At 29.9% G+C, this 24,656-nt stretch carries 25 protein-coding genes; 8 read left to right on the forward strand and 17 right to left on the reverse strand.

Features of this window, described 5'->3' with window-relative positions; translation table 11 throughout:
- Positions 1–88: 88 nt before the first annotated feature.
- The 6 genes from C4S75_RS09785 to recG all read left to right on the forward strand — a co-directional run bounded on the left by C4S75_RS09785 (position 89) and on the right by recG (position 8,349).
- Positions 89–1,069 carry a pyruvate dehydrogenase complex E1 component subunit beta gene (locus tag C4S75_RS09785; RefSeq protein ID WP_105298102.1) on the forward strand — a complete coding sequence of 327 codons (981 nt, stop codon included), beginning with the start codon at positions 89–91 and terminating at the stop codon, positions 1,067–1,069.
- 116 nt (positions 1,070–1,185) lie between these two features.
- A complete protein-coding gene (gene clpX, locus C4S75_RS09790; RefSeq protein ID WP_105298103.1) occupies positions 1,186–2,382 on the forward strand; it encodes an ATP-dependent Clp protease ATP-binding subunit ClpX in 1,197 nt (398 codons plus the stop codon).
- Positions 2,383–2,483: 101 nt separating this feature from the next.
- Positions 2,484–4,466: a T9SS type A sorting domain-containing protein gene (locus C4S75_RS09795; protein ID WP_158254247.1), complete on the forward strand. Its 1,983-nt coding sequence runs from the start codon at positions 2,484–2,486 to the stop codon at positions 4,464–4,466.
- Between the two features lie 15 nt (positions 4,467–4,481).
- The gene (locus C4S75_RS09800; RefSeq protein ID WP_105298105.1) at positions 4,482–4,742 is read left to right on the forward strand and encodes a hypothetical protein; all 261 of its coding nucleotides are present in this window, start codon (positions 4,482–4,484) and stop codon (positions 4,740–4,742) included.
- A 52-nt stretch (positions 4,743–4,794) separates the two neighbouring features.
- Positions 4,795–6,114 (forward strand): TlpA disulfide reductase family protein, encoded by a 1,320-nt coding sequence (locus C4S75_RS09805; protein WP_105298106.1) that lies wholly within the window; start codon positions 4,795–4,797, stop codon positions 6,112–6,114.
- Positions 6,115–6,246: 132 nt separating this feature from the next.
- Entirely contained in the window at positions 6,247–8,349 is a 2,103-nt protein-coding gene (gene recG, locus C4S75_RS09810; RefSeq protein ID WP_105298107.1) for an ATP-dependent DNA helicase RecG, read from the forward strand.
- A gap of 13 nt (positions 8,350–8,362) precedes the next feature.
- Here the strand turns inward: recG and C4S75_RS09815 are convergent, their stop codons facing one another.
- The 5 genes from C4S75_RS09815 to sppA form a co-directional block, all read right to left on the reverse strand.
- Positions 8,363–9,598, reverse strand: coding sequence for a M50 family metallopeptidase (locus C4S75_RS09815; protein ID WP_105298108.1), 1,236 nt, complete (start codon positions 9,596–9,598; stop codon positions 8,363–8,365).
- A 2-nt stretch (positions 9,599–9,600) separates the two neighbouring features.
- Positions 9,601–11,619, reverse strand: coding sequence for a penicillin-binding transpeptidase domain-containing protein (locus C4S75_RS09820; RefSeq protein ID WP_255410620.1), 2,019 nt, complete (start codon positions 11,617–11,619; stop codon positions 9,601–9,603).
- 514 nt (positions 11,620–12,133) lie between these two features.
- Positions 12,134–12,961 carry a rod shape-determining protein MreC gene (mreC, locus tag C4S75_RS09830; RefSeq protein ID WP_105298110.1) on the reverse strand — a complete coding sequence of 276 codons (828 nt, stop codon included), beginning with the start codon at positions 12,959–12,961 and terminating at the stop codon, positions 12,134–12,136.
- Positions 12,962–12,989: 28 nt separating this feature from the next.
- Positions 12,990–14,018, reverse strand: a complete 1,029-nt coding sequence (locus C4S75_RS09835; protein ID WP_055425343.1) for a rod shape-determining protein — start codon at positions 14,016–14,018, stop codon at positions 12,990–12,992.
- Positions 14,019–14,171: 153 nt separating this feature from the next.
- Positions 14,172–15,941: a signal peptide peptidase SppA gene (sppA, locus tag C4S75_RS09840; RefSeq protein ID WP_105298111.1), complete on the reverse strand. Its 1,770-nt coding sequence runs from the start codon at positions 15,939–15,941 to the stop codon at positions 14,172–14,174.
- A gap of 31 nt (positions 15,942–15,972) precedes the next feature.
- Here sppA and folK point away from each other — a divergent pair, with 31 nt between their 5' ends.
- Together folK and C4S75_RS09850 are read left to right on the forward strand one after the other, a co-directional pair.
- On the forward strand, positions 15,973–16,383 hold the full coding sequence (gene folK, locus C4S75_RS09845; RefSeq protein ID WP_105298112.1) for a 2-amino-4-hydroxy-6-hydroxymethyldihydropteridine diphosphokinase: 411 nt from the start codon (positions 15,973–15,975) through the stop codon (positions 16,381–16,383).
- Positions 16,384–16,477: 94 nt separating this feature from the next.
- Entirely contained in the window at positions 16,478–17,899 is a 1,422-nt protein-coding gene (locus C4S75_RS09850) for an OmpA family protein (RefSeq protein ID WP_105298113.1), read from the forward strand.
- Between the two features lie 518 nt (positions 17,900–18,417).
- On the opposite strand, the gene rplQ is transcribed toward C4S75_RS09850, so the two are convergent.
- The 12 genes from rplQ to rplR are packed head-to-tail and all read right to left on the reverse strand — an operon-like array spanning position 18,418 to position 24,646.
- On the reverse strand, positions 18,418–18,930 hold the full coding sequence (gene rplQ, locus C4S75_RS09855; protein ID WP_105298114.1) for a 50S ribosomal protein L17: 513 nt from the start codon (positions 18,928–18,930) through the stop codon (positions 18,418–18,420).
- Between the two features lie 9 nt (positions 18,931–18,939).
- The gene (locus tag C4S75_RS09860) at positions 18,940–19,932 is read right to left on the reverse strand and encodes a DNA-directed RNA polymerase subunit alpha (RefSeq protein ID WP_055425348.1); all 993 of its coding nucleotides are present in this window, start codon (positions 19,930–19,932) and stop codon (positions 18,940–18,942) included.
- A gap of 24 nt (positions 19,933–19,956) precedes the next feature.
- On the reverse strand, positions 19,957–20,568 hold the full coding sequence (gene rpsD, locus C4S75_RS09865; protein WP_105298115.1) for a 30S ribosomal protein S4: 612 nt from the start codon (positions 20,566–20,568) through the stop codon (positions 19,957–19,959).
- Between the two features lie 27 nt (positions 20,569–20,595).
- Positions 20,596–20,988, reverse strand: coding sequence for a 30S ribosomal protein S11 (rpsK, locus tag C4S75_RS09870; protein WP_105298116.1), 393 nt, complete (start codon positions 20,986–20,988; stop codon positions 20,596–20,598).
- A gap of 11 nt (positions 20,989–20,999) precedes the next feature.
- Positions 21,000–21,377 (reverse strand): 30S ribosomal protein S13, encoded by a 378-nt coding sequence (gene rpsM, locus C4S75_RS09875; RefSeq protein ID WP_105298117.1) that lies wholly within the window; start codon positions 21,375–21,377, stop codon positions 21,000–21,002.
- Between the two features lie 4 nt (positions 21,378–21,381).
- Positions 21,382–21,498, reverse strand: coding sequence for a type B 50S ribosomal protein L36 (gene ykgO, locus C4S75_RS09880; protein ID WP_073961215.1), 117 nt, complete (start codon positions 21,496–21,498; stop codon positions 21,382–21,384).
- A 13-nt stretch (positions 21,499–21,511) separates the two neighbouring features.
- Positions 21,512–21,727 (reverse strand): translation initiation factor IF-1, encoded by a 216-nt coding sequence (gene infA, locus C4S75_RS09885; RefSeq protein WP_055425352.1) that lies wholly within the window; start codon positions 21,725–21,727, stop codon positions 21,512–21,514.
- Between the two features lie 3 nt (positions 21,728–21,730).
- Complete coding sequence (gene secY / locus C4S75_RS09890) at positions 21,731–23,110, reverse strand: preprotein translocase subunit SecY (RefSeq protein WP_105298118.1); 1,380 nt, start codon at positions 23,108–23,110, stop codon at positions 21,731–21,733.
- A gap of 6 nt (positions 23,111–23,116) precedes the next feature.
- On the reverse strand, positions 23,117–23,566 hold the full coding sequence (gene rplO, locus C4S75_RS09895) for a 50S ribosomal protein L15 (protein ID WP_105298119.1): 450 nt from the start codon (positions 23,564–23,566) through the stop codon (positions 23,117–23,119).
- 6 nt (positions 23,567–23,572) lie between these two features.
- Positions 23,573–23,749, reverse strand: coding sequence for a 50S ribosomal protein L30 (gene rpmD / locus C4S75_RS09900; RefSeq protein WP_055425355.1), 177 nt, complete (start codon positions 23,747–23,749; stop codon positions 23,573–23,575).
- Between the two features lie 4 nt (positions 23,750–23,753).
- The gene (gene rpsE, locus C4S75_RS09905; protein WP_055425356.1) at positions 23,754–24,275 is read right to left on the reverse strand and encodes a 30S ribosomal protein S5; all 522 of its coding nucleotides are present in this window, start codon (positions 24,273–24,275) and stop codon (positions 23,754–23,756) included.
- A 14-nt stretch (positions 24,276–24,289) separates the two neighbouring features.
- Positions 24,290–24,646 (reverse strand): 50S ribosomal protein L18, encoded by a 357-nt coding sequence (gene rplR / locus C4S75_RS09910; RefSeq protein ID WP_105298120.1) that lies wholly within the window; start codon positions 24,644–24,646, stop codon positions 24,290–24,292.
- Positions 24,647–24,656: the final 10 nt, after the last annotated feature.

A 24,656-nucleotide genomic window follows, 5' to 3' on the forward strand; every position in this document is an offset into this window, starting at 1 on the left:
TTTTATACAAATTTTCTTTTCTTTTTAAACATAAAAGAATTTGATTGTTCAAAAAATTTGTACTTTTGCCGTAATAATTTTAAGTACAATGAAGGAAGTTCAATTTAGACAAGCAATTTGTGAAGCTATGAGCGAAGAAATGAGAAGAGATCCTTCCATTTATCTGATTGGCGAAGAAGTTGCTAATTATAATGGAGCTTATAAAGCTTCCAAAGGAATGGTAGACGAATTCGGTGCCAAAAGAGTCATTGATTCCCCTATTGCAGAAAGTGGTTTTACCGGAATTAGTGTTGGCGCAGCCATGAATGGATGCCGTCCTATTGTAGAATTTATGACATTTAATTTTTCCTTGGTTGCAATCGACCAAATCATAAATAATGCAGCTAAAATTTATCAAATGACCGGTGGTCAATGGAATGTACCAATCGTATTTCGTGGTCCAACCGCTTCAGCTGGACAGTTAGGAGCTACTCACTCTCAAGCGTTTGAAAGTTGGTTTGCTAATTGTCCCGGATTAAAGGTTATCGTACCTTCCAATCCTTATGATGCCAAAGGATTATTGAAATCAGCTATTAGAGATAATGACCCTGTTATTTTCATGGAATCTGAGCAAATGTATGGCGACAAAATGGAGATTCCTGATGATGAATATCTTATCCCTATAGGTGTTGCAGACATCAAGAAACCAGGATCCGATGTAACTATAGTCTCTTTTGGTAAAATAATGAAAGTTGCTTTACAAGCTGCTTCTGAACTTGAAAAAGAGGGCATTAATGCAGAAGTTATAGATTTAAGAACTGTTCGACCTTTAGATTATGACACCGTTATTAATTCTGTTAAGAAAACCAATCGTTTGGTATTATTAATTGAAGAATGGCCTTTTGCATCTGTTGCAAGTGAAATTGCTTATATGGTACAACAAAAAGCTTTTGATTATTTGGATGCACCTATAAAAAGAATTACAACTGCTGATACTTCAGCCCCTTACTCTTCTTCTTTATTTTCTAAATGGTATCCGAATGTGAACCAAGTAATAACCGCTGTTAAAAATACTTTATATAAAAAGTAATCGTAGTTATTTTCTTTAATAATATAAACTAAAAAATATTTTTCAGGTTTCAATTTTAATTAATAAATTAATTTTGAAACCTGAATTTTAAATTAATATCAGCTTTATTAAAGCTTATGGAACAAAAATGTACTTTTTGCGGAAGAAAAAAATCTGAAGTTCAACTATTAATTGCCGGACTTCACGGACATATATGCAATGATTGTATTGAACAAGCACATAACATTGTTATACAGGAAGAAAATTTTAAAGACGACAGCAATTTTGAATTGCAAGTAAGAAAACCTAAAGAAATAAAAGAATTTTTAGATCAATACGTAATAGGTCAAGAAAACGCAAAAAAAACCTTATCTGTTGCCGTTTACAATCATTATAAAAGGTTAGCACATTCTTTAGAAGTTGACAGGGAGGTTGAAATTGAAAAATCCAACATATTGATGGTTGGTGAAACAGGAACCGGAAAAACTCTAATTGCCAAATCAATTGCTAAACTTTTGGATGTTCCTTTTACTATAGTTGATGCAACTGTTTTAACAGAAGCCGGATATGTGGGTGAAGATGTTGAAAGTATATTAAGTCGATTATTACAAGCTGCTGATTATAACGTTGAAAAGGCTGAACAAGGTATAGTCTTTATAGATGAAATAGATAAAATTAGTCGAAAAAGCGATAATCCAAGTATAACCCGCGACGTTTCCGGGGAAGGAGTGCAACAAGCTTTATTAAAACTTTTAGAAGGAAGTATTATTAATGTTCCTCCTCAAGGAGGCAGAAAACATCCCGATCAAAAATACATTCAAGTAAATACACAAAATATTTTATTTATTGCAGGGGGAGCTTTTTCAGGTATTGATAAAATTATTTCAAACAGACTAAATAAAAACACGATAGGTTTCAGCAAAACTGATGAAAAAACACTTGAAGAAGAACACATTTTATCTCAGGTAAATGCTACCGATTTAAAAACTTTCGGACTTATTCCCGAACTATTAGGAAGATTCCCTGTAATAACTAATTTAGAGCCATTGGATGATGAGGCTATGTTACAAATTCTTACTAAACCTAAAAATGCAATAATCAAACAATATCAGGCACTATTTAAATTAGATGGAATCAATCTTTCCATTACCGATGACGTATTAAAAGAAATTGTAAAAGAAACCAGAATTTTAGGTTTAGGGGCAAGAGGGTTGCGAAGTATCTCTGAAAACCTATTTTCTAAAATTAGTTATGATATTGACAATTATAACGGAAATTTACTTATAGATATGGATAAATTTGTTGCGTTAACGAAACACAAATCAATAAAATAAAAAAAAAAGACTTGCGAATAATATTTTTATTTATATTTGCACTACTAGTATATATTATATTTAATAAATAAATTTAACTAATAAATGCTTAATAAATGAAAATGAAATTTATACCCTTGCTTTTTGTACTGGGTTGTATTGCAAGCAATTCACAAATAACCACCACTAACGGTGCTAAGTTCTTTGTGAGTCCAGGTACGACTTTATTTAGTACTGGAGATATAACCATAGACAACAGTTCTGATGTATTTACTAATAAAGGTAATGTTAAAATATCAGAAGGTACTCTAAAAAATAATGGAGATCCAAATAAGTTTGTTATAACTTATGACGATGAAAAAAACTATGGTCAATTAATAATCGTAAACAATAAAAGTACTGTTGGAGGTGTTACTATTCAAAAACATCTATATGATTATGGTTCCGGTGAGGTTCTTTTCGGTATACCTTTTATCAAATATACCTATGATAATTTCTCAGGTGATTTAACTAATAATCAACTAAAACCAGAGCTTGTTTGTGGGCTATTTTATATTAATAATAATTGTAAAAATAGCTCTAGATGGAATCGTCACCCTTTATTTACATGGAGAGAAGATCGATTTAGATACGATCCATTTCAAAAAGATGAAAATTTTGTTCCCGGAAAATATTATTCTTTTAGAAAAGAATTGTATAATACCGGATCAAATTTTGATGGTGTAATTTCATTTCAAGGAACTCCTTATGTTGCGGGCACTAAACCTACTGACGGAGGTACAGCTTCTGCAGCAGACTTATCTGTACCTATAAGTAGTAGAGTTGCTACAGGCTATAATATTGGAAATAATGCTAAAAATCCTTATGGATTATATTATTGGACTTATTTGGATGACCCGTTTGCTTCTACTATTAAATTTACTAAAACTACTACTGATGAAGTGTTAAATTCAAACCGATACTGGGATAGGATGTTGCGTATGGTAAATCCTTATACTTCCAATATTGACATAACTATATTACTTAAAGATCAAATTCCAAACATAATAGGAGGCGCAAGTGATGGACCAATCACTAATAAAATTGTGGATGGAACTACCCGATATGAAGGAAAAACACAAATGTTTACATTTGATAGTAATGGACAAATAATTGGTGATGATATAAGAATTATCCCTCCAATGACTAATTTTTTCATCAAAGCGAAAAGTGACTACGTAAAAGTTGATTTATATAAAGATAGTAAACCTCAAACATTTGAACAATCCAAATATGAATTCAATAAGGGAAAAGTATGGGGTACACGATCAAAATCTAATTCACAAGATCTATATCAATTAAATCTTGAATTAGTTTCCGGTAAAACTTTCTATGGTAACACATATCTTGCAGCCGGTCCAAATTTGATCACCGGAGAATTAAATGAATTTGAAGCTAAAATCAAATCCAATACAGAAAATGATAATGATGTGTCTACCAATATCTATACCATACCGGAATCTATAAATGGTGGAAAATACCCCGGCTATGAAGATACTGAATTATATATTAATGTAATTAACTCGGATAATTCTTCTAAAGTTGCTGTTCCAGTAGGTGTAACTGTTAATACTCTGGATAAAGGAAAAGAATTTACCTTTAAATCAGAACTTAAGTATAACATGAACCCTATAAAAGAAGAAGGAAAAAATAACTTTGATAATCCTAATGCAAAATTTTATTTTCATGATAAACAATTAAAAGTTATTAAAGAAATTGATTCTAATTTTACCTATTCTGTAACTCTTAATGAATCAACTAACGACAGATTTGAAATTTTCTGGAAAGAGCCTGGAACTTTAGGAAATGAAGACATTACTACTTTAAATAGTTTAACAACTATTTATAAGACCGGAAATGAATATAAAATTCACTTTGATCAAAATTGGAAAAAAGCAGAAGTAACTATATTTAACGTTTTAGGTCAGTTAATTTCCACAGAAACAAATATCGATACCCAAAATGATTATTTGCTACCTATTCATACTACATCGTCATCTTTGTACGTTATAGTAGTGACGAATCAAATTACTGGTGAGAAAGTAACTAAAAAAATAGTTAAATAATAAAGTAAAATTGAAATGAAAAAATTATTTTCCATAATATTCATAGCTTTAGTTTATAATCAATCTTTTGCTTACAATATTTTGCAAGTTGTAGTTGAAACGGAAGAAGTACCTCCAATTCCAAACGCCGAAGGTGAAGTAGTAGCCTATGGTGGTGGGATAGGTATAATGGAACCAAACTCAACTCCAATTAATTTTATAGTGCCTTTTTTATTAATAAGTGCTATTTTTATAATGTTTTATATCTTTAAAAAGAAAAGAATTAAATCTGTATAAAGATTTAAATTTCATAAATTAGCCTTGTTAAATAAATAACAAGGCTTTTTTTATGAAAAAAATTTCAATTACATTCTTATTAGTTCTAATAAGCTTAATAGCTCAAGCTCAATTTACATTTAAAGGTACTATTGCCAATTATTCTAATAAAAGAATATTAGTAAAAATAGATAGAGCATTTGATGATATTTTAATAGGAAACATAACTACAAATTCAAATGGATCTTTTTCAATTCCTGTTAAAGATAACTATTCCGGTATAATTGAAATTTCATTACTGGATGCCAAGAAGAATTACATATTCATCTCTGATAATACCAATATAGATTTTAGCGCATCAATTACTGCAAATGATGAATTTATTATAAATATACCGGGTAATCAAATTAATGAACGTTATCAAAATTATTTAAACTATGATATTAAAAAAAATTCAATTCTTCCTCAATTACAAAATATAAATTTTTATTATAATTCTAAAGATGATTTTTATATACCTTTAAAAAATGAAATTCTAAGAATATCTGAAATGAATGAACCTGATATTTCTGAATTTCCATTTTTATCCTATTATTTAAAAACTTCAGATCTAATTAAAAACACTGAAATAGGAAACGGCGATGCTATTTCTAATAAAAATTTAATTTTAGATCATTTTAAAAATGCCGGACAAGAATTTGAAACTTCCGGTGTTGGTAAATCTCTTTTATATAATTATTTTAAACTGTCTGCAATGGGAGCCACTTCTCAAAAAGATTGGGAAAATAAAATTGATAAAGCTATAGAAGTTTTATTGGATGAAGTTGGTGAAGAAACAAGCAGAGGACAAGAGATATTATCCGCAACTATCAATTTTCTAAATGGATATGGTTTAGTAAATCTTACTGATAAATATATGAAAAGAGCCGAATCACTAACATGCGAAATAAGTGCGGAACTTAAAAAAACAATTCAAGACAATAATTCTATAAAGGAAGGAAAAATAATTCCAAACATAAAATTTACGCAAAAATTAAACGATAAGTATACGTATTTATATGACATTAAAACTAAATATAAATTAATTATGGTATGGGCTTCTTGGTGTAGTCATTGCCAACAAGAAATGCCATATGTTAAACAGTTTTACGAAAATTTTAAAAAATCGGGTGGTGAAATTATAGCCCTTTCTGTTGATTATAATAAAGAGGATTGGCAAAATGCTATTAAAGAAACTTCTTGGTTAAACGATTCAGATTTAATATATTGGGATAGTAAATTTGTAAAAGAACTAAATATAACCGGTACCCCTACTCTAATTTTAGTAGATCAAAAAAATAAAATTTTAAAAATTACTTCTAAAATATCTGATATCAGTAATTTAATTAAATAAGATACTCAAATATATACTTTCACGTAAGAAGGGAATAATTCCCTTCTTATGTGTTTTCTTTAAATAGTAAATTTCAATTAATTTATATCTCTATTGCTAGTTATAGTAAGATCAGTTTCTTAATTTTGTAATATGAGTGCATTATATCTTCAATCTTCTATTGAATATGTTAAAGGTATAGGAACTGAAAAAGCAAACTTATTAAAAAAACAGCTTAATATACACTCATGCGAGGATTTACTTAATTATTTTCCTTTTAAATATGTGGATAAAAGTAAAATTTATAAAGTAAATCAATTAGGCTCTTCTTCTGCTGAAATTCAATTAAGAGGTAAAATAATATCTTTAAAAGAAACTACTTTTAACAAGAAAAGTAGATTAACAGGTATATTTGAAGATAGTACCGGAAAATTAGAACTTATTTGGTTCAATGTAACGAATTGGTTAGTAAAAAGCATTCCTTTACATGAAGAAGTTTTATTATTTGGTAAAGTAAATTCTTTTAATGGAAAATTAACCCTTGCGCATCCGGAAATCGAAAAAATGAATGATGCAAAATTAGCTCCTATAGTTTTAGAACCAATTTATTCAAACTCGGAAAAATTACAAAAAAGAGGGATCAATCAACGTTTTTTTAAAAAATCAATTAGGGAAATTTTAGTCGCTATTGATGATCAAATAGAGGAAAACTTATCGCAAGAAATTTTAGTAAATTATAAGTTAATTTCTCGTAAAAAAGCTTATCAACAAATTCATTTTCCAAATTCTTACGTTGAATTACAACAGGCCGAATACAGGTTGAAATTTGAAGAAATGTTTTTTTTTCAAATTGGTTTTGGATTACAAAAAATTCATAGACAACGTATAAATTTAGGAAATCCTTTTTCTAATGTCGGACATCATTTTAATGAATTTTATAATTTTCATCTTCCGTTCCAATTAACAAATGCTCAAAAAAAAGTAATTAAAGAAATTCGTAAAGACCTTAGCCGAAATATTCAAATGAATAGGTTATTGCAAGGTGATGTAGGAAGTGGAAAGACGATGGTCGCTCTCTTATCCATGCTTTTAGCTATTGATAATGGATTTCAAGCTTGTATGATTGCTCCCACTGAAATTTTAGCCGTTCAACATTATAAAAGCATTTGTAAATTGGTTGATGAAATGAATATTTCTGTCCATCTACTAACGGGATCAACTTCGACTTCGGGAAGAAAACTAATTCATCAAGAATTACTGTCGGGAAAAATAAATATATTGGTGGGTACACATGCTTTACTTGAAGAAAAAGTACAATTTAAAAATTTAGGTTTAGCTATAATTGATGAACAACATCGATTTGGAGTTGAACAACGCTCTCGATTGTGGGGGAAAAATTCGATACCTCCTCATATATTAGTGATGACGGCTACTCCTATACCGAGAACATTGGCCATGAGTTATTATAGTGATTTGGATGTATCTATAATTGATGAATTACCAAGTGGAAGGAAAGAAATTAAAACCTATCATAGAACAGATTCAAACAGGCTATCCGTTTTTGGCTTTTTGAAAAATGAAATTAAAAAAGGCAGACAAGTATATATTGTATATCCCCTTATAGAAGAAAGTGAAAGTCTTGATTATAAAGATCTTATGGATGGATATGAAAGTATAGTCAGAGATTTCCCAATGCCTGATTATCAAATAAGCATCGTTCACGGGAAAATGAAAGCAGCGGATAAAGAATATGAAATGCAACGATTTGTCAATAATCAGACGCAAATTATGATTGCCACTACTGTTATTGAGGTGGGAGTAAATGTTCCGAATGCAAGTGTCATGGTTATTGAAAGTGCAGAGAAATTCGGATTATCTCAATTGCATCAATTAAGAGGAAGAGTGGGTAGAGGTGCTGAACAATCCTATTGTATTTTGATGACCAAATCAGAGCTATCGAATGATGCACAGAAAAGGATTAAAACAATGTGTGAAACAAACGACGGATTTAGAATATCTGAAGTGGATTTGGAATTAAGAGGACCAGGTAATATTTTAGGAACTCAGCAAAGCGGTACAATTGATTTTAAAAAAACAGATTTGATTCATGATAAGGTAATAGTATCATTATCTAAATCTTGTGTAGATCATTTATTACAAGATGATCCTGATCTTACAAAGGAAAAAAATCAAGCTATAAGAAAATTCTTCTTAAAATATCATAAGAATAAAATTAAATGGTCAAAAATTAGTTAATACTAATGGATATCTAGATAAGACTATTTTTATCAGAATAATTCAAACGCAAGAATATAAAAATAAATAAGGAAAATCCTAATAGTGAACTACCACCATAACTAAAGAAAGGTAATGGAATCCCTACAGTTGGAAACAATCCTATTACCATTCCTATATTAATTAAAAAATGCATAAATAATATGGAAGCTAATGAATATCCCATAACTCTGGAGAATGCGCTTTTCTGTGTTTCTGCCAAATAATATATTCTTGCTATTAAACAAGTATATAGCCCGATCAATAGGGTACATCCTACAAATCCCCATTCTTCACCCACTGTACAAAATATATAGTCTGTTTGTTGCTCCGGCACAAATTTACCTGCTGTAACACTACCTTGTTTATATCCTTTACCCCAGAAACCTCCCGATCCTATGGCTGTTTTAGAATAAAGCAAATTATATCCTGCGGTATCTCTGTATTTTTTTTCTCCTTCGTAAAGTACTAATATTCTTTCTTTTTGATGCTTTGGTAAATGCTCGAATATAAAAGGTGAGGATATGCTTATAACACTTGATATTAGTACAAATACTATGATAAATAAAATATTAAGGTGTTGATTCCATTTAATTTTCTTTCTAAGCAAAAATAATAATAGAAACAGCAAAAGTGTTAATATTAAAATAACGATCCATGATGGGACCCAGATGGAAGTCAGAAATAAAATCGCAAAATAAAAACCAATGATGAACAACCATCCCGTCATTCCTTCTCTATATAAAGCGATAAAATAAGCAGTAAAAACTAAAATGGATCCTACATCGGGTTGCAGCAAAATTAATACTATGGGAATAAATATAATTAGAAATGCAATTCCTAATGATTGATTATTTTTAATATTAAAATTAGGAGAATCTACGTAATTAGCTAACATTAATGCTGTGGAAATTTTAGCTAATTCTACCGGTTGTAAACTAAAACCTCCAATTCGATACCAGGCTTTAGCTCCATTAACATAGCTTCCAAATAGTAAAACACCGGTAAGTAAACATAAGCCAAATAAGTAAAATAAGCCCGCAAAATTCTCAAAAAATTTAGGACGAACAAGAAAGGTTGAAGTTCCTACTGTTAAAGATATTAACAGCCAGATGAATTGTTTAGTACCACTGGAACTATCAACGCTGTATATATTTGCGATACCAAATAAGGCTATAAGCAAATATAAAAATAACATTAAGCCATCTACTCCCCTAAAAATTTTATTCATCTTTAATCACCAATAAAATTATCTAATTTTTTAGCTGCTTCTCCCTGATTAATTATATTTTGTATTAATCGTTGCTTTTCTTTTAATGATAGTTTTTTATTCGAATTAATCTTATTTATACTATCTTTTAACGCTTGAGGTAAATTATTTGGAACATATTTCCCTGTTCTTTTTAAATAATCATTCCATTGTCTCAAATATTCATTACTGAAATCAGATTTTATGATGCTTTCTTCCATTGATTTTCTTTCAATGGTTCCGGTAAGATATTTTTCTGCAAGTAGAGAGGCCATGGGTCCGGCATAAGTAGCTCCAAAACCTCCATTTTCAACGACTACAGCTATAGCTATTTTTGGTTTATCTACGGGAGCTATTAAAACAAATATGGAATGATCTTTTCCATGAGGATTTTGTGAGGTACCTGTTTTGCCTTCCTGACTAAATGTATTGGTAAAAATCCTATGACCTGTACCCGATAAAACTACCATACTCATTCCCTTATTAACAATATCAAAATATTTTTTCTCGACTTTTACTTGTTTGGGTACAGTAAATTGAGGATCTGTTATCGGTTTTCCATCAATAGCTTTTACAATATGAGGGGTGTAAAAAAATCCTCTGTTGGCAATAACAGCCGTATAATTTGCGATTTGTAAAGGAGTTGCTAAAACTTCACCTTGCCCTATTGAATTCGAAATTATAGTATAGATATTCCATTTATCCTTTCCGTAACGTCTATTATAATAATTTGCATCCGGAATGTTTCCTCTACTTCCCACTGCTAAATCATTATGCATAAATTCACCGACGGCAAAACTTTTAACTATATCACTCCATTCATCAATACTTTTTTCAATGTTACCCGGATACTTGTTAAGTATTCTTACGTAAGCCTCTGCAAAGAAATTATTACATGATTTTTGAATAGCTTTATCCATAGCAATAGGAGTGTAAAAATATCCACAGTGGCAACCTATCTTCCTGTTTCCATAATGAAAACCATGCTTACATATAAAGGTTGTTTTTTCATCTATTACTCCCATTTGTAAAGCAGCTAAACCATTTATCAATTTAAAAGTAGATCCTGGAGGATATGCTGCTTGAGCTGCTCGATCAAACATTGGCTTATTCATTGAATCCATTTGAAGAGAATATATATGTTTATTCTTATCTCTTCCTACAAATACTGAAGGATCAATAACGGGAGCTGAGGCCATAACCAATATTTCTCCATTATTGGGATCTAAAGCTACTATACCGCCTCTTTTATTAACTAACAATTTTTCTGCCAGATTTTGTAAATCATAGTCAATTGAGAGTGTTATATCTTTACCACTCTGCATTTGCTGGTCATACTCTCCATCCTTATATGAGCCTATACTTCTTAATCTTCTGTCTTTTTGTATATACTTAATTCCTTTTATTCCTCGTAAATATTTTTCATACGATTTTTCTACTCCTGTCATACCAGCTAAATTACCGGGCATGTAATAAGATGAATCTGATTTTATATATTTTTCATTAACTTCATTAATATAACCCAATATGTTTCCTGCAGAATGGACCAAGTAATTTCTTTCAGGAGTTCTAACAATTGAAAATGCATTATATTTAAAAAGTTTTTCTTGTATTCTGGCTAAATCTTCACTTGTCAGACCTTTCATAAAGGTCATAGGAACCAGGTTATTATAAATTTTCTTATTAGATTTAATACTTTTGATTTTTTTTATAAAATCAGCTTTCGAAATATTAACTAATTTGCAAAAACCTAAGGTATCAAAATTTTTTTCCATCTGTGATTGGGTAAAAGTCAACTCATAGGAAGGAGTATTTCCTACTAATATTTTACCGTTTCTGTCCATTATATATCCCCGTAATGGAATTTGATATTCTGCTTTTATTGAAGTATTTGCTGCGTTAAGCTTATATTTTTCTGTAAATAATTGTAGGTAGGATATACGCGCTATAAACAGTAACGCTAAGAAAATCAACACCCCTATTATAATCTGAAATTTTTTCACTATCCGATCTTATTTTTAAAGAAAGCGTAAATTATAATGATAAATAAAAATGAAAATACTGATGTTATAAGAGCGTCTTCTATTACATCTAATATCATAGATATTTTAAAACTTTCTAAAATAAAAAGACTTAAATGATGAATTAATATAATTATTATTATATACGATAGTAATTGAAGGAAATTTAAATCTGAAAAGTTTAATATTTTCATTTCTCGATCTAAATCTGAGATATATCGAAGTACTGTATTTCTTATATAAGAAATTAATACGGATGAGAAAGCATTAACGCCTCCGGTGTCCATAAAACAATCAATTCCAAATCCCAAAAGGAATGAAAAAATTAAAAACAGATAATTAAAAGATTTATCATATGGATAAAAAATGATCCAAATAATATATATGATAGGATTATATTTATGGAAAAAATAGATATTATTAAATACAAAAACTTGCAATAATAGTAAGATGGGAATTAAGATGAGATTTATTAATGTGTATCTGTTAAGCATTATTAATTTATAGAATCTTTCAAACTTTTAATTTCTTCTCTATCCAGTTTATCCACTACATATACTTTTTGTATATTTCCCATATCTTGAAATAATTCAACTGAAATATTCCAATTACCGGTCTCCTCATCTATGGATTTACTGCTCACTCTTCCAATTAATATACCTTCAGGATATATTTTAGATTTTCCATCCGTTTCAATAGTATCTCCTATCTTTACACCTACATATTTAGGTATATCTGATAAATGCATGATTCTGGGATCTTCTCCCTGCCATAATAATGTACCGTAATATTTACTTGATTTTAATCTGGCATTTATCCTGGTATTCCTATTAAGAATGGAAATAACTTTGGAATAATTTTTCGTACAATTAATAATCATTCCTACAACGCCGGTTGAGGTAACAACGCCCATTTCCGGACTAACACCTTGATCTGTCCCTCGATCTATAATTAAATAATTATTTGACCTTGTAATTGAGTTTGATATTATATCAGCAGTGGTATAATAATATTTTTGCTTATATTTTGTAGAATCTAACATAGCAAAAAACTCAGGCTTAATTTTTCCGGTTTTCCCTAGAAATTTATTTCTATATTCTTTATTCTCTTCTATTAGACGTTCATTCTCTTTTTTGAGATTTATATAGTACGTTAAATAAGATATTTTAGAATCTACATAACCGGTAAATGAAATTATTTTTTCTTCAAGTATCGAATTATGATAAACATTTCTGTTAAACGTAAAAAAAAGAGCTAATATCTGCAAAAATAGAAATAGCAGAAATCTACTATTTTTTGATAGAAAATTTATCAATACAGACATTAATAAGTTTTATCTTAAGAATAATTTATTATTTGATTAAAAAATTCTCAAATTTTTCAATATTTTTTAGTGCAATTCCAGTACCTCTCACAACTGCTCTCAATGGATCGTCAGCTATGAAAACAGGTAATCCTGTTTTCCTTCCTATTCTTTGATCGAGACCTCTAAGTAAAGCTCCTCCTCCTGCTAAATATATACCGGTATTATAGATATCTGCAGATAATTCCGGAGGTGTTCTTGATAAAGTTTCCATGATAGCATCTTCGATTCTTAAAATAGATTTATCTAGAGCTCTGGCCATTTCTTTATAATTAACCATAATTTCTTTAGGTTTACCGGTAATTAAATCTCTACCTTGAACTGGTAGATCTTCAGGGGGATTATCCAGTTCTTCAAGCCCTGAACCTACCTCCATTTTAATATGTTCTGCTGTTTTTTCTCCAATAAACAAATTATGATGAGTTCTTAAATAATATAAGATATCATTATTAAATACGTCTCCTGCAATTTTAATAGAGTTATCACAAACAATTCCTCCTAAAGCTATAACTGCTATTTCAGTAGTTCCTCCCCCTATATCTATAATCATATTACCTTTAGGCTGTGTTACATCAATTCCAACTCCGATAGCTGCAGCCATTGGCTCATAAATTAATTTTACATCCTTAGCATTTACTTTAGCTGCAGAATCTTTTACTGCTCTTTTCTCAACTTCTGTAATACCTGAAGGAATACAAATAACCATCCTCAATGAAGGATTAAAAATTTTTCCTTTAATTCCCGGAATTTGTTTTATAAATTCCCTGATCATATGCTCGGACGCGCCAAAATCAGCTATTACACCATCTTTTAAAGGTCTAATAGTTTTTATATCATCATGCGTTTTCCCCTGCATTTGCTTAGCTATCTCTCCGACTGCAATAGGCTTCATGGTTCTTCTATCTATTGCTACTATAGAAGGGCTGTCTACTACTACTTTATTATTATGAATGATTAAGGTATTTGCTGTACCCAAATCAATTGCTATTTCTTGTGTAAGAAAATCAAATAATCCCATTTAACTTTTAAATAATTGTACTATTTGGTTGAATAAATTCTCGAAAAAATTATAAAAATACTTTTCTCAAACTTTTAAGTTTTGCAAAGATATAACATCTTTATTGAAAATGATATATTAGTTAGAATATTTTTATTCAAGACTTTTTATCCGTTATTTAATTTCTACATCATACGGCATTAAGTAGATTATTCCTTGATTACTTTCTATATTTTTTATTTTTTGATATAATTTATAATGATCCTTACCTAATTCATATTTAATAAGGTTTTCTATTATACCCGATTGATTCAAATCATCATTGTCATCAGAGGTAAACATATTTACTATAAGATCCCAATTGGTTTTTTCTTCGGGATAGGAAACTAAATTATAGGATGTTACCCCTGCTTTTTTTGCAGCATATTCAATAGCCTCATTGAATCCGCCGATTTCATCTACCAAACCCTTTTCTAATGCATCCCTTCCGCTCCATATTCTACCTTGTCCCACCGAATCTACTTGAGCATAGGTCATATGTCTACCCTTCATTACTTCATTAACAAATTTATTATATGTTATAGTAATCCCCTTATTCATTATTTCTTTGAATCCTTTAGATGTTCCCCGGGTAATTGAATAATAATTAGAGTTTGAATTTGTCGAAACATAGTCTGAAGTAATACCAATAGTATTGGCTAATTTTTTAACATCCGGAATCATGCCTAAAACGCCTATGGATCCTGTTAGTGTATTATCTTGGGCATAAATTTTATCAGCAGCCATAGAAATATAATATCCTCCGGAGGCTGCTATATCACTAAATGATACTATTAAAGGTTTTTTCTTTTTTAGCTCATATAATTCATACAATATTTCAGCTGAAGCATTAGCGCTTCCTCCAGGTGAATTTACTCGTAAAACCACTGCTTTAATATCATCATTATTTTTTATTTCATTAATAAGATTGATAAATGTTTTGGAGTAAACCTCTGTGTCTCCTTTACCTGTATATATTTGTCCTGATGCATATAATATGGCTATTTTATCATTAATAAATGAAACATCTTCAGTAAATTCTTTATATTGTTCCAAAGATATTTTATTAATGGAATCTTCATCTGACAAACCTAATCTCTTCTTAATTAAATTATCATATTGGGATTCATAGATCAACCTATCTACTAATTTATTTTTATATGCCAATTCTGGAATAAAACCATATAAACTATCTACAGATTTATTTAAACTCTCGTTAGTAATTTTTCTTGAAGAGATTATATCAGATGATATTTTATTCCAAAAATTCTGTAACAAATTTTTTAACTGATATCTATTTTCTACTGAAAGATTATCTCTAAGATACGGTTCAACGGCTGATTTATATTTACCGTGTCTTATAACTTCAAAATTTACTCCAAACTTTTGTCCTAAATTTTTATAAAATAAAACTTCTGCAGATAAACCTGCCAACTCTATACTTGCATTTGGATTAATGTATAGAGAATCGGCCACAGAAGATAAATAATATGATCTTTGATCACATTCATTACTATATGAGTATATAAACTTTTTACTTTCTTTAAAATTTAGCAAGGCTTGACGAATTTCTGCTATTTGTGAATATCCTGCATTTATATTGGATAATTTAAGACTTATTCCTTCTATTTTATCATCTGTTTTAGCATGATTTATTACATCTAAAATATCTTTTAAATAAACATGCTTAACATTATTTATTAGTGAAATTGGTACTTCTCGATCATTTGAGGATTCTAAAATGGAATTGTTTAGATTTATTTCTAAAATTGATTTATCTTTAACAACAAATTTAGATGGAATAAATGCTATAATATTTATTAAAATCAAGCTAAATACAACTATACTGGTTAACAACACAATACCAACAATGGTTGCCAATACTTGAATGATAAATTTTTTCATTTCTTTCTATTAACAAATAATTAATTAGTAGATGAATAAGGTTACTTTGTTACTAGGCAGCAATTTAGGAAATAAAAAAAATAATATAACATCAGCTATAAATTTAATAGATTCTAAAATTGGTTTAATTTTGAAAAAAACCAAAATAATCGAATCTGAACCTGAAGATTATTATTCGTCAAATAATTATCTAAATATTGGAATTATCGTTAGTACCGATTTGTCCCCTATTAAACTTTTAAAATCTATTAAAGAAATTGAAAGATCATTAGGTAGAATTAATGACAGTTATTTTAGCGGAAAATATGAGGATAGAACTATAGATATTGATATAATATATTTTAATTCTATAACATTTTACTCTGCTTCTTTAAATATACCTCATATTAGTCATATTTCAAAAAGAAATTTTTCAAAAAAAATTTTATATGAACTGCTTTAATATATTTTTTTATTTAAAAAATTTTGATAATTTTACAACCTTCAATCATTTTGTATAGGAGAAGACTTAATATACTTACTAATTAATTATAGTTATGAATAAAAAATGTATTCTATTTTTACTAGCAGTTATTTGTACATGCTTAAATGTACAAGCTCAAAATGTAGATAGTAGTAATTTCACTGATGATTATGTAAAGTTTACTAATGATCAAAAGCAATTTAATGACTGGTCTGTATCTATATATGGAGGTGTTCCGTGGTTAATTACATCTGACTTTACCTCTGTAGATAACGGGGCATCTAGCAAATGGAGAGTTGGATATGATTTTCAAGCTTCAATAAATAAACAAATTTCACATGTCTTTGGATTAAGTTTATTAGGTCAGTTTGGTGAAACCAAGCAGGGGTATGGTTCAAATAAAGTAGACGCTAAAACTAATTATTTCGCATTAAGCGTTTTAGGAGATTTAAACGTTTCTTCTTTATTTAGAAGAATTGACAACAGATCTCCTTACAGATGGGCCCTACATGCATATGCCGGTTTAGGAACAATACAATATAAAGCTAAAACTAAATTTTTAGAAAAAGGTTCAACCGTTTATGAAACTATGGCTGATGAAGATATGGGCCTTAAGTCTATTTTTGCTCAGGTGGGTACCGGATTAACATATAAAATTAACAAAAGATGGGATGCATCAGTGAGAGCTATATACATTATTACTGGTGATGAACTATTTGATGGTTCCGGTAATAACGGTCATTACGCTGATTTGCATAAAGGAAGTAAATCCGATAACTTCCTAACAACATCTTTGGGGGTAACGTATAAAATAGGAAAACATAATGAATATTTAGGTTGGGTTGATCCATTACGTGAAATGTTTACAAAAATCAATGATGTAGCAAGTCAACAACAATTAGAAGTTTGTGTTTTTGGGGATAAAGATGATGACGGTGTTTGTGATGATTGGGATAGAGAATTAGACACTCCTAAAGGTGCTCGTGTTGATGGTTCCGGTAGAGCTTTAGACGTAGATATGGACGGTATTATTGACTTATATGATAAATGCCCTACTTTCCCTGGTCCTGCATCAAACGATGGATGTCCTGAACCGCAAAAACTTGCTGAGGATGCTATTAATCCACTTATTGCAACTATGGGAGGTATCCAGTTTAATCTTGATTCAGACAAAATTCTTTTAGAATCGCAACCTATTTTAGATCAAGTAGCTGATATTATAATTAAATACGGTCAAGGTACAAGATTTTTAGTTGAAGGACATACTGATGCTAGAGGAACAGATGCTTACAATCTTAATCTATCAAAAAGAAGAGTAACTTCTGTGATTAAATATTTAGTTTCTAAAGGTGTGCCTCCTTATCAATTAACAGGTAAAGGTATGGGATTCACTAACCCTAAATATCCTGAATGTAAACCTGCTTCTAAATGTCCTGAATGGAAAAATAAAGAAAACAGAAGAGTGGTTTTCAAATTACTTGATTCTGCAGAATAAAAAAACTAATGATATAAAAAAGCCTCTTATATATTAAGAGGCTTTTTTTATTTAAAAGTATTTAAACCCTACCTACTTTTTAAGTTATATTTTTAGTTTCAATTTACTATTTATATAATATAATTAGTTGTTTTTAAGTATCTAAAATAATTTTAAAAGCTTTAAAACCAACTTATAAAGCATGATTTTATTAATTTATAAGTGAAACACTTAAATAAAAATATTAGATTAAATATTCAGTTTTGACCTGCATAGAGTATTTTATTTTAATATAATTTAATTTATTATTAATGTAAAAGACCTTTTAATCTATTTTATTGAAATACAGTCACATTTAAACGTTTATAAATAATATTAAAGTTTCAATTAATTATTTTATCAATAATATATAGAATAGATACTAATATGTAGATCTATAATAAAACGATTATTGAAAATCTATGTAAGTATAAAGGGATAAGTATAAAATAAAAAAGCAGGTTTTTTAAACCTGCTTTTTATAAAATTGAGTTTATTTTTTATTCTTTTGTTTCATCTGATTTATTCTCAGATTCAACTTCACTAGTCTCATTAACTACAGCTTCAGATGTTGATTCTGCAGAATCCGCCTTTTTGGTTGAACGACGACTTCTTCTAGTTACTTTTTTATTAGATTCTCCTGAATTATAGGTTTCATTAAAATCCACTAATTCGATAAGAGCTGTATCTGCACCATCTCCTAATCTAAAACCAGTTTTAATTATTCTACAATAACCACCATTTCTAGAAGAAATTTTAGTTGCTACTGTTCTAAATAATTCAGTAACCGCCTCTTTATTCTGAAGATAACTAAAAACCGTTCTTCTATTATGAGTAGTGTCTTCTTTAGATTTAGTTAATAATGGTTCTATATACGTTCTTAATGCTTTAGCTTTAGCAACAGTTGTGTTAATTCTTTTATGAAGAATAAGGGAAGTAGCCATATTGGAAAGCATAGCTTTACGATGTGATGCAGTTCTCCCTAAATGATTAAACTTTTTTCCGTGTCTCATGATTTCTTATTATTCTGCTTCTAATTTATACTTTGAAACATCCAAACCAAAAGTCAGATTCTTAGAATAAACTAAATCTTCCAATTCGGTTAGAGATTTTTTACCAAAATTCCTAAACTTCATTAAATCTGATTTTGTAAAGGAAACTAATTCTCCCAAAGTTTCAACTTCTGCAGCCTTAAGACAATTAAGAGCTCTAACAGATAGATCCATATCAACTAGTTTAGTTTTTAATAACTGTCTCATATGAAGAGCTTCTTCGTCATAAGTGTCTGCGGATGAAACAACATCTGCTTCTAGTGTTATTCTCTCATCAGAAAATAACATAAAATGATGAATTAATATTTTAGCTGCTTCTGTTAAAGCTTCTTGAGGAGTTATTGAACCATCTGTTTGAATATCTAAAATAAGCTTTTCGTAATCAGTTCTCTGTTCTACACGATAATCTTCAATGCTATAACTAACATTTCTGATTGGAGTATAAATAGAGTCAATTGCTATAGTTCCTATTGGAGCGTGATTAGATTTATTTTGTTCTGCAGGTACGTACCCTCTTCCTTTATCTATATTAAAAGTTATATTAAATTTAACTGATTTATCCATATGACAAATCACTAAATCAGGATTTAAAACTTGATAAGAAGAAATAAATTTACCTAAATCTCCGGCTGTTAATTCTGATTTTCCGGAAATTTGAGCTGTTACAATTTCATTTCCACCTTTATTGATTTGATTTTTAAATCTAACTTTTTTAAGATTCAATATGATTTCAGTCACATCTTCTATTACACCCGGTATAGTTGAAAACTCATGTTCAACTCCTTCAATTTTTATTGATGTAATAGCATACCCTTCCAACGAAGATAATAAAACTCTTCTTAAAGCATTTCCAACGGTTAATCCAAATCCAGGCTCTAAGGGTCTGAATTCAAATTGACCTTTAAAATCATCTGATTCAACTAAAATTACCTTATCAGGTTTTATAAAGTTTAAAATTGCCATATAAATCTTAGCTAATTTTTTGTTTTATTTAGAATATAATTCGACTATCAATTGTTCTTTGATATCTTCAGGAATTTGAATTCTTTCAGGAACTACTTTAAAATCTCCTGATAGTTTTTCATCATTCCATACTAACCATTCATAAGTTTTATGAGAATTATTAGCTAAAGCATCTTTAATTACTTGTAATGATTTAGATTTTTCTCTAACTCCAATCACATCACCAGGTTTTAATAGATAAGAAGGTATATTTACAATCTCTCCATTAACTGTGATATGTTTGTGTGATACTAATTGACGAGATCCTGCTCTAGTATTAGACAAACCGAATCTATAAACCACGTTATCAAGTCTTGATTCACATAATTGTAATAATACTTCACCGGTAATCCCTTTACTTCTTTGTGCCTTGTCAAACAAATTTGCAAATTGTCTTTCTAATATACCGTAAGTATATTTTGCTTTTTGTTTTTCAGCCAACTGAACTGCATATTCAGATTTTTTAGCACCTCTTCTCTTGTTCGGACCGTGTTGTCCTGGAGGGTATTTTCTTCTTTCAAAATACTTATCTTCCCCATAAATAGCTTGTCCGAATTTTCTAGCTATTTTCGTTTTTGGACCAATATATCTTGCCATTATAAAATTTGAATAATATTAATAGTATTAAACTCTTCTTCTTTTTGGTGGTCTACATCCATTATGTGGTATAGGAGTTACATCAACGATTTCACTAACTTCAATACCAGCATTATGAATAGTTCGAATAGCGGATTCTCTTCCAGCTCCCGGACCTTTCACAAAAACTTTTACCCTTCTTAATCCTAATTCATACGCAACTTGCGCACAATTTTCAGCTGCCATTTGAGCTGCATAAGGGGTATTTTTTTTAGAGCCTTTAAAACCCATTTTTCCAGCAGATGCCCATGATATTACCTCTCCGTTTTTATTAGTTAAAGAGATAATAATATTATTAAATGAGGCTTGGATATGAGCTTCTCCTACTGCTTCAATTTTAACTTTTCTTTTTTTAGCTGTTTTTGATGCTGTTTTTGCCATGTTTCTATTTATTATTTAGTGGCTTTTTTCTTATTAGCTACAGTTTTTCTTTTACCTTTTCTTGTACGAGAATTATTTTTGGTTCTTTGACCTCTAAGTGGTAAACCTAGACGATGTCTGATACCTCTCTGACATCCAATATCCATTAAACGTTTAATATTTAATTGAATTTCAGAACGTAATTCTCCTTCTACTTTAACGTTTTCGGAAATGAATTTTCTGATAGCATTAACTTCATCGTCATTCCATTCAGAAACTTTTTTATCCTCACTAATTCCTGCATCTTTTAAAACTTTAGCTGCAGTACTTTTACCAACACCGTAAATATAGGTAAGGCCTATAACTCCTCTTTTATTTTTTGGTAAATCTACACCGGAAATTCTAGCCATAGTATTAACCTTGTCTTTGTTTAAATTTAGGATTTTTTTTGTTTATAATGTATAGACGACCTTTACGTCTTACAACAATATCATCTGAACTTCTTTTTTTAAGTGATGCTCTAATTTTCATTTTTCTTTCTATTTTAATATCTGAAAGTTATTCTTCCTTTTGATAAATCATAGGGTGACATTTCCAACCGTACTTTATCTCCAGGCAATAGTTTAATATAATGCATCCTCATTTTACCAGAAATATGTGCGGTTAAAATGTGGCCATTTTCTAATTCTACTCTGAACATTGCATTAGACAATGCTTCAATAATAGTTCCGTCTTGTTCTATATGTTTTTGTTTTGCCATATATTAATTCGGATTTCTACTTAATCTTGACTGCATTAAACCATCATAATGGTGGTTTAATAAATAAGTATTAATTTGTTGTACAGTATCTAATAATACACCTACCATAATTAATAAAGAAGTTCCACCAAAAAATAAAGCAAATTTATCGGTTGCGGTGAGACCGATAATTTTAACTATTGCAGGAAGAACTGCTATAAGAGCTAAATAAATAGCTCCAGGTAGTGTAATTTTAGATAAAACATCATCTAAATAATCAGCTGTTTCTTTACCTGGTTTTACACGTGGAATTAATCCTCCATTTCTTTTTAAATCATCAGCCATTTGATTTATAGGAATTGTAATAGCTGTGTAGAAAAAGGTAAAGACAATTATTAATAGGGCAAATAATAAATTATATTGCCAACTAAATACTTGACTAAATCCTGCCCAAAAAGTATTAGTAGTTGTTTCAGAACGTACCAATAAACCCGGTATGAACATTAATGCTTGTGCAAAAATGATTGGCATTACACCGGCTGCATTAACTTTTAATGGTATATATTGCCTTGCCGCATTTGTTATGGAACGTAATGATCCAGATTTTGTTCTACTAACGTATTGTACAGGAACTTTTCTTACGGCTACAGTCAACATAATACATAATATGATAACTAACAACCAAGCAATTACTTCTATAAACATCATGATAAGTCCTTTTCCGGTATCTCCCATTTGTACACCAACTTCTTGAACAAATGCTGTTGGAAAACCTGCTAAAATACCAACCATAATTAAAATAGATATCCCATTACCGATTCCTTTGTCAGTTATCTTTTCCCCCATCCACATAGCAAAAATTGTGCCTGAAATTAAGATTATAATACTTGGCACCCAAAATAAGAAAATATTATTGGGATCTACTAAATAGGCTGTTCTAAATTGCTCAATAGGTAGAAAGACTTGTGTAATAGATGTCAAATAGGCAGGAGCTTGTATTAAACATATTAAAATTGTCAACCACCTAGTAATCTGATTAACCGTCTTACGACCGCTTTCTCCCTCTTTTTGTAGTTTTTGTATATAAGGTATAGCTAATCCCATTAATTGCACCACAATAGAAGCAGATATATACGGCATAATACCTAAAGCAAAAATTGATGCTTTACTGAATGCACCTCCCGTAAATGAAGATAATAACCCTAACAGGCCGGTAGCCTGTTGGTTTCCACCATTGTTTTTGTAGATTTCAAGAATATTATCTACTTCAACCATATTGATAGCAGGAAGTGAAACATGCGTACCAAATCTGTATACCAATACTAGAACAAAAGTGAAAATAAGTTTATCTCTTAACTCTTTTATACTCCAGATATTCTTTAATGTCTGTATAAATCCTTTCATGCTATTTTATAAGATGTTAGCTTTCCCTCCGGCTTTTTCTATAGCCTCTTTTGCTGATTTAGTATATTTATCAACAGTTATATTAACGGTTGATTTTAATTCTCCTCTACCAAGAATTTTAACTAAATCATTTTTAGAAATTAACCCATTTTCGATTAAAGTTTCTTTGGTGATTTCAGTAGAAATTTTATTACTATCAATTAAACCTTGAATTGTGTCTAAATTAATACCTACATATTCTTTTCTATTGATATTCTTAAAGCCAAATTTAGGAATCCTTCTTTGTAAAGGCATTTGACCTCCTTCAAATCCTACTTTATCTTTATGTCCTGAACGAGATTTATCTCCTTTGTGACCTTTAGTAGAAGTACCTCCTTTACCACTTCCTTGACCTCTACCTAGTCTCTTGCTATTATGTGTTGAACCTTGTGCAGGTTTTAAAGTATGTAAATTCATATCTTATTATTCTTCAACAGTTACTAAATGTTTTACTACTGCAACCATACCTAATATTTGTGGGGTTGCTTCATGTTCAACGGTCTTATTCAATTTAGTTAAACCTAATGCTTCTAAAGTAAGCTTTTGATTTTTCGGTCTTTTAATTGAACTTCTTTTTAAAGTTATTTTTATCGTTGCCATGTTCTTATCCTTTAAATACTTTAGAAAGTGAAACTCCTCTTTGTTGTGCAATAGTTTCAGCACTTCTTAAGTTTAATAGTGCTTTTACTGTTGCTTTTACTACGTTATGCGGATTTGAAGATCCTTTAGATTTTGAAAGTACATCTTTAACTCCTGCAGATTCCAATACGGCACGAACAGCTCCTCCGGCAATCAAACCTGTACCATGAGATGCCGGACGTATAAATACATCAGCACCGCCATATTTTGCAGATTGTTCATGTGGAAGTGAACCGTTTAATATCGGTACTCTAACTAAATTTTTCTTAGCATCTTCTACAGCTTTTGAAATAGCGCTAGCCACTTCTTTTGATTTACCTAAACCGAATCCTACAACTCCTTTTTCATCACCTACAACCACAATAGCTGAAAATCCGAATGCTCTACCACCTTTGGTTACTTTTGTTACTCTTTGTACACCTACTAAACGATCTACAAGTTCTAACCCACCCGGTTTTACTCTTTCAATATTATTTATTCCTAACATAATTTTTTAATGTATTAAAATTTTAAACCTCCTTCTCTAGCACCATCAGCTAAGGCTTTCACTCTTCCGTGATATATAAAGCCATTTCTATCAAAAACTACAGTTTCAATACCGGCTACTTTAGCATTTTCAGCTAATTTCTTACCTACTAAAGCAGAAATTTCAGTTTTAGTTCCTTTTTCTCCGGCAATTTCTTTTTGACGCGAAGATGCGTAAGCTAAAGTTTTGCCAGAATTATCATCTATAAGTTGAGCGTAAATTTCTTTATTACTTCTAAAAACTGACAAACGAGGTTTTTCAGCTGTACCGAATATATTTTTACGTACTCTCCTTTTAACTCTTATTCTTTTTTCTCTTTTAGTTAATGCCATAACTTAATTT

Origin of the sequence: Apibacter sp. wkB309 (genome assembly GCF_002964915.1) — a bacterium.
Classification (GTDB): Bacteria; Bacteroidota; Bacteroidia; order Flavobacteriales; family Weeksellaceae; genus Apibacter.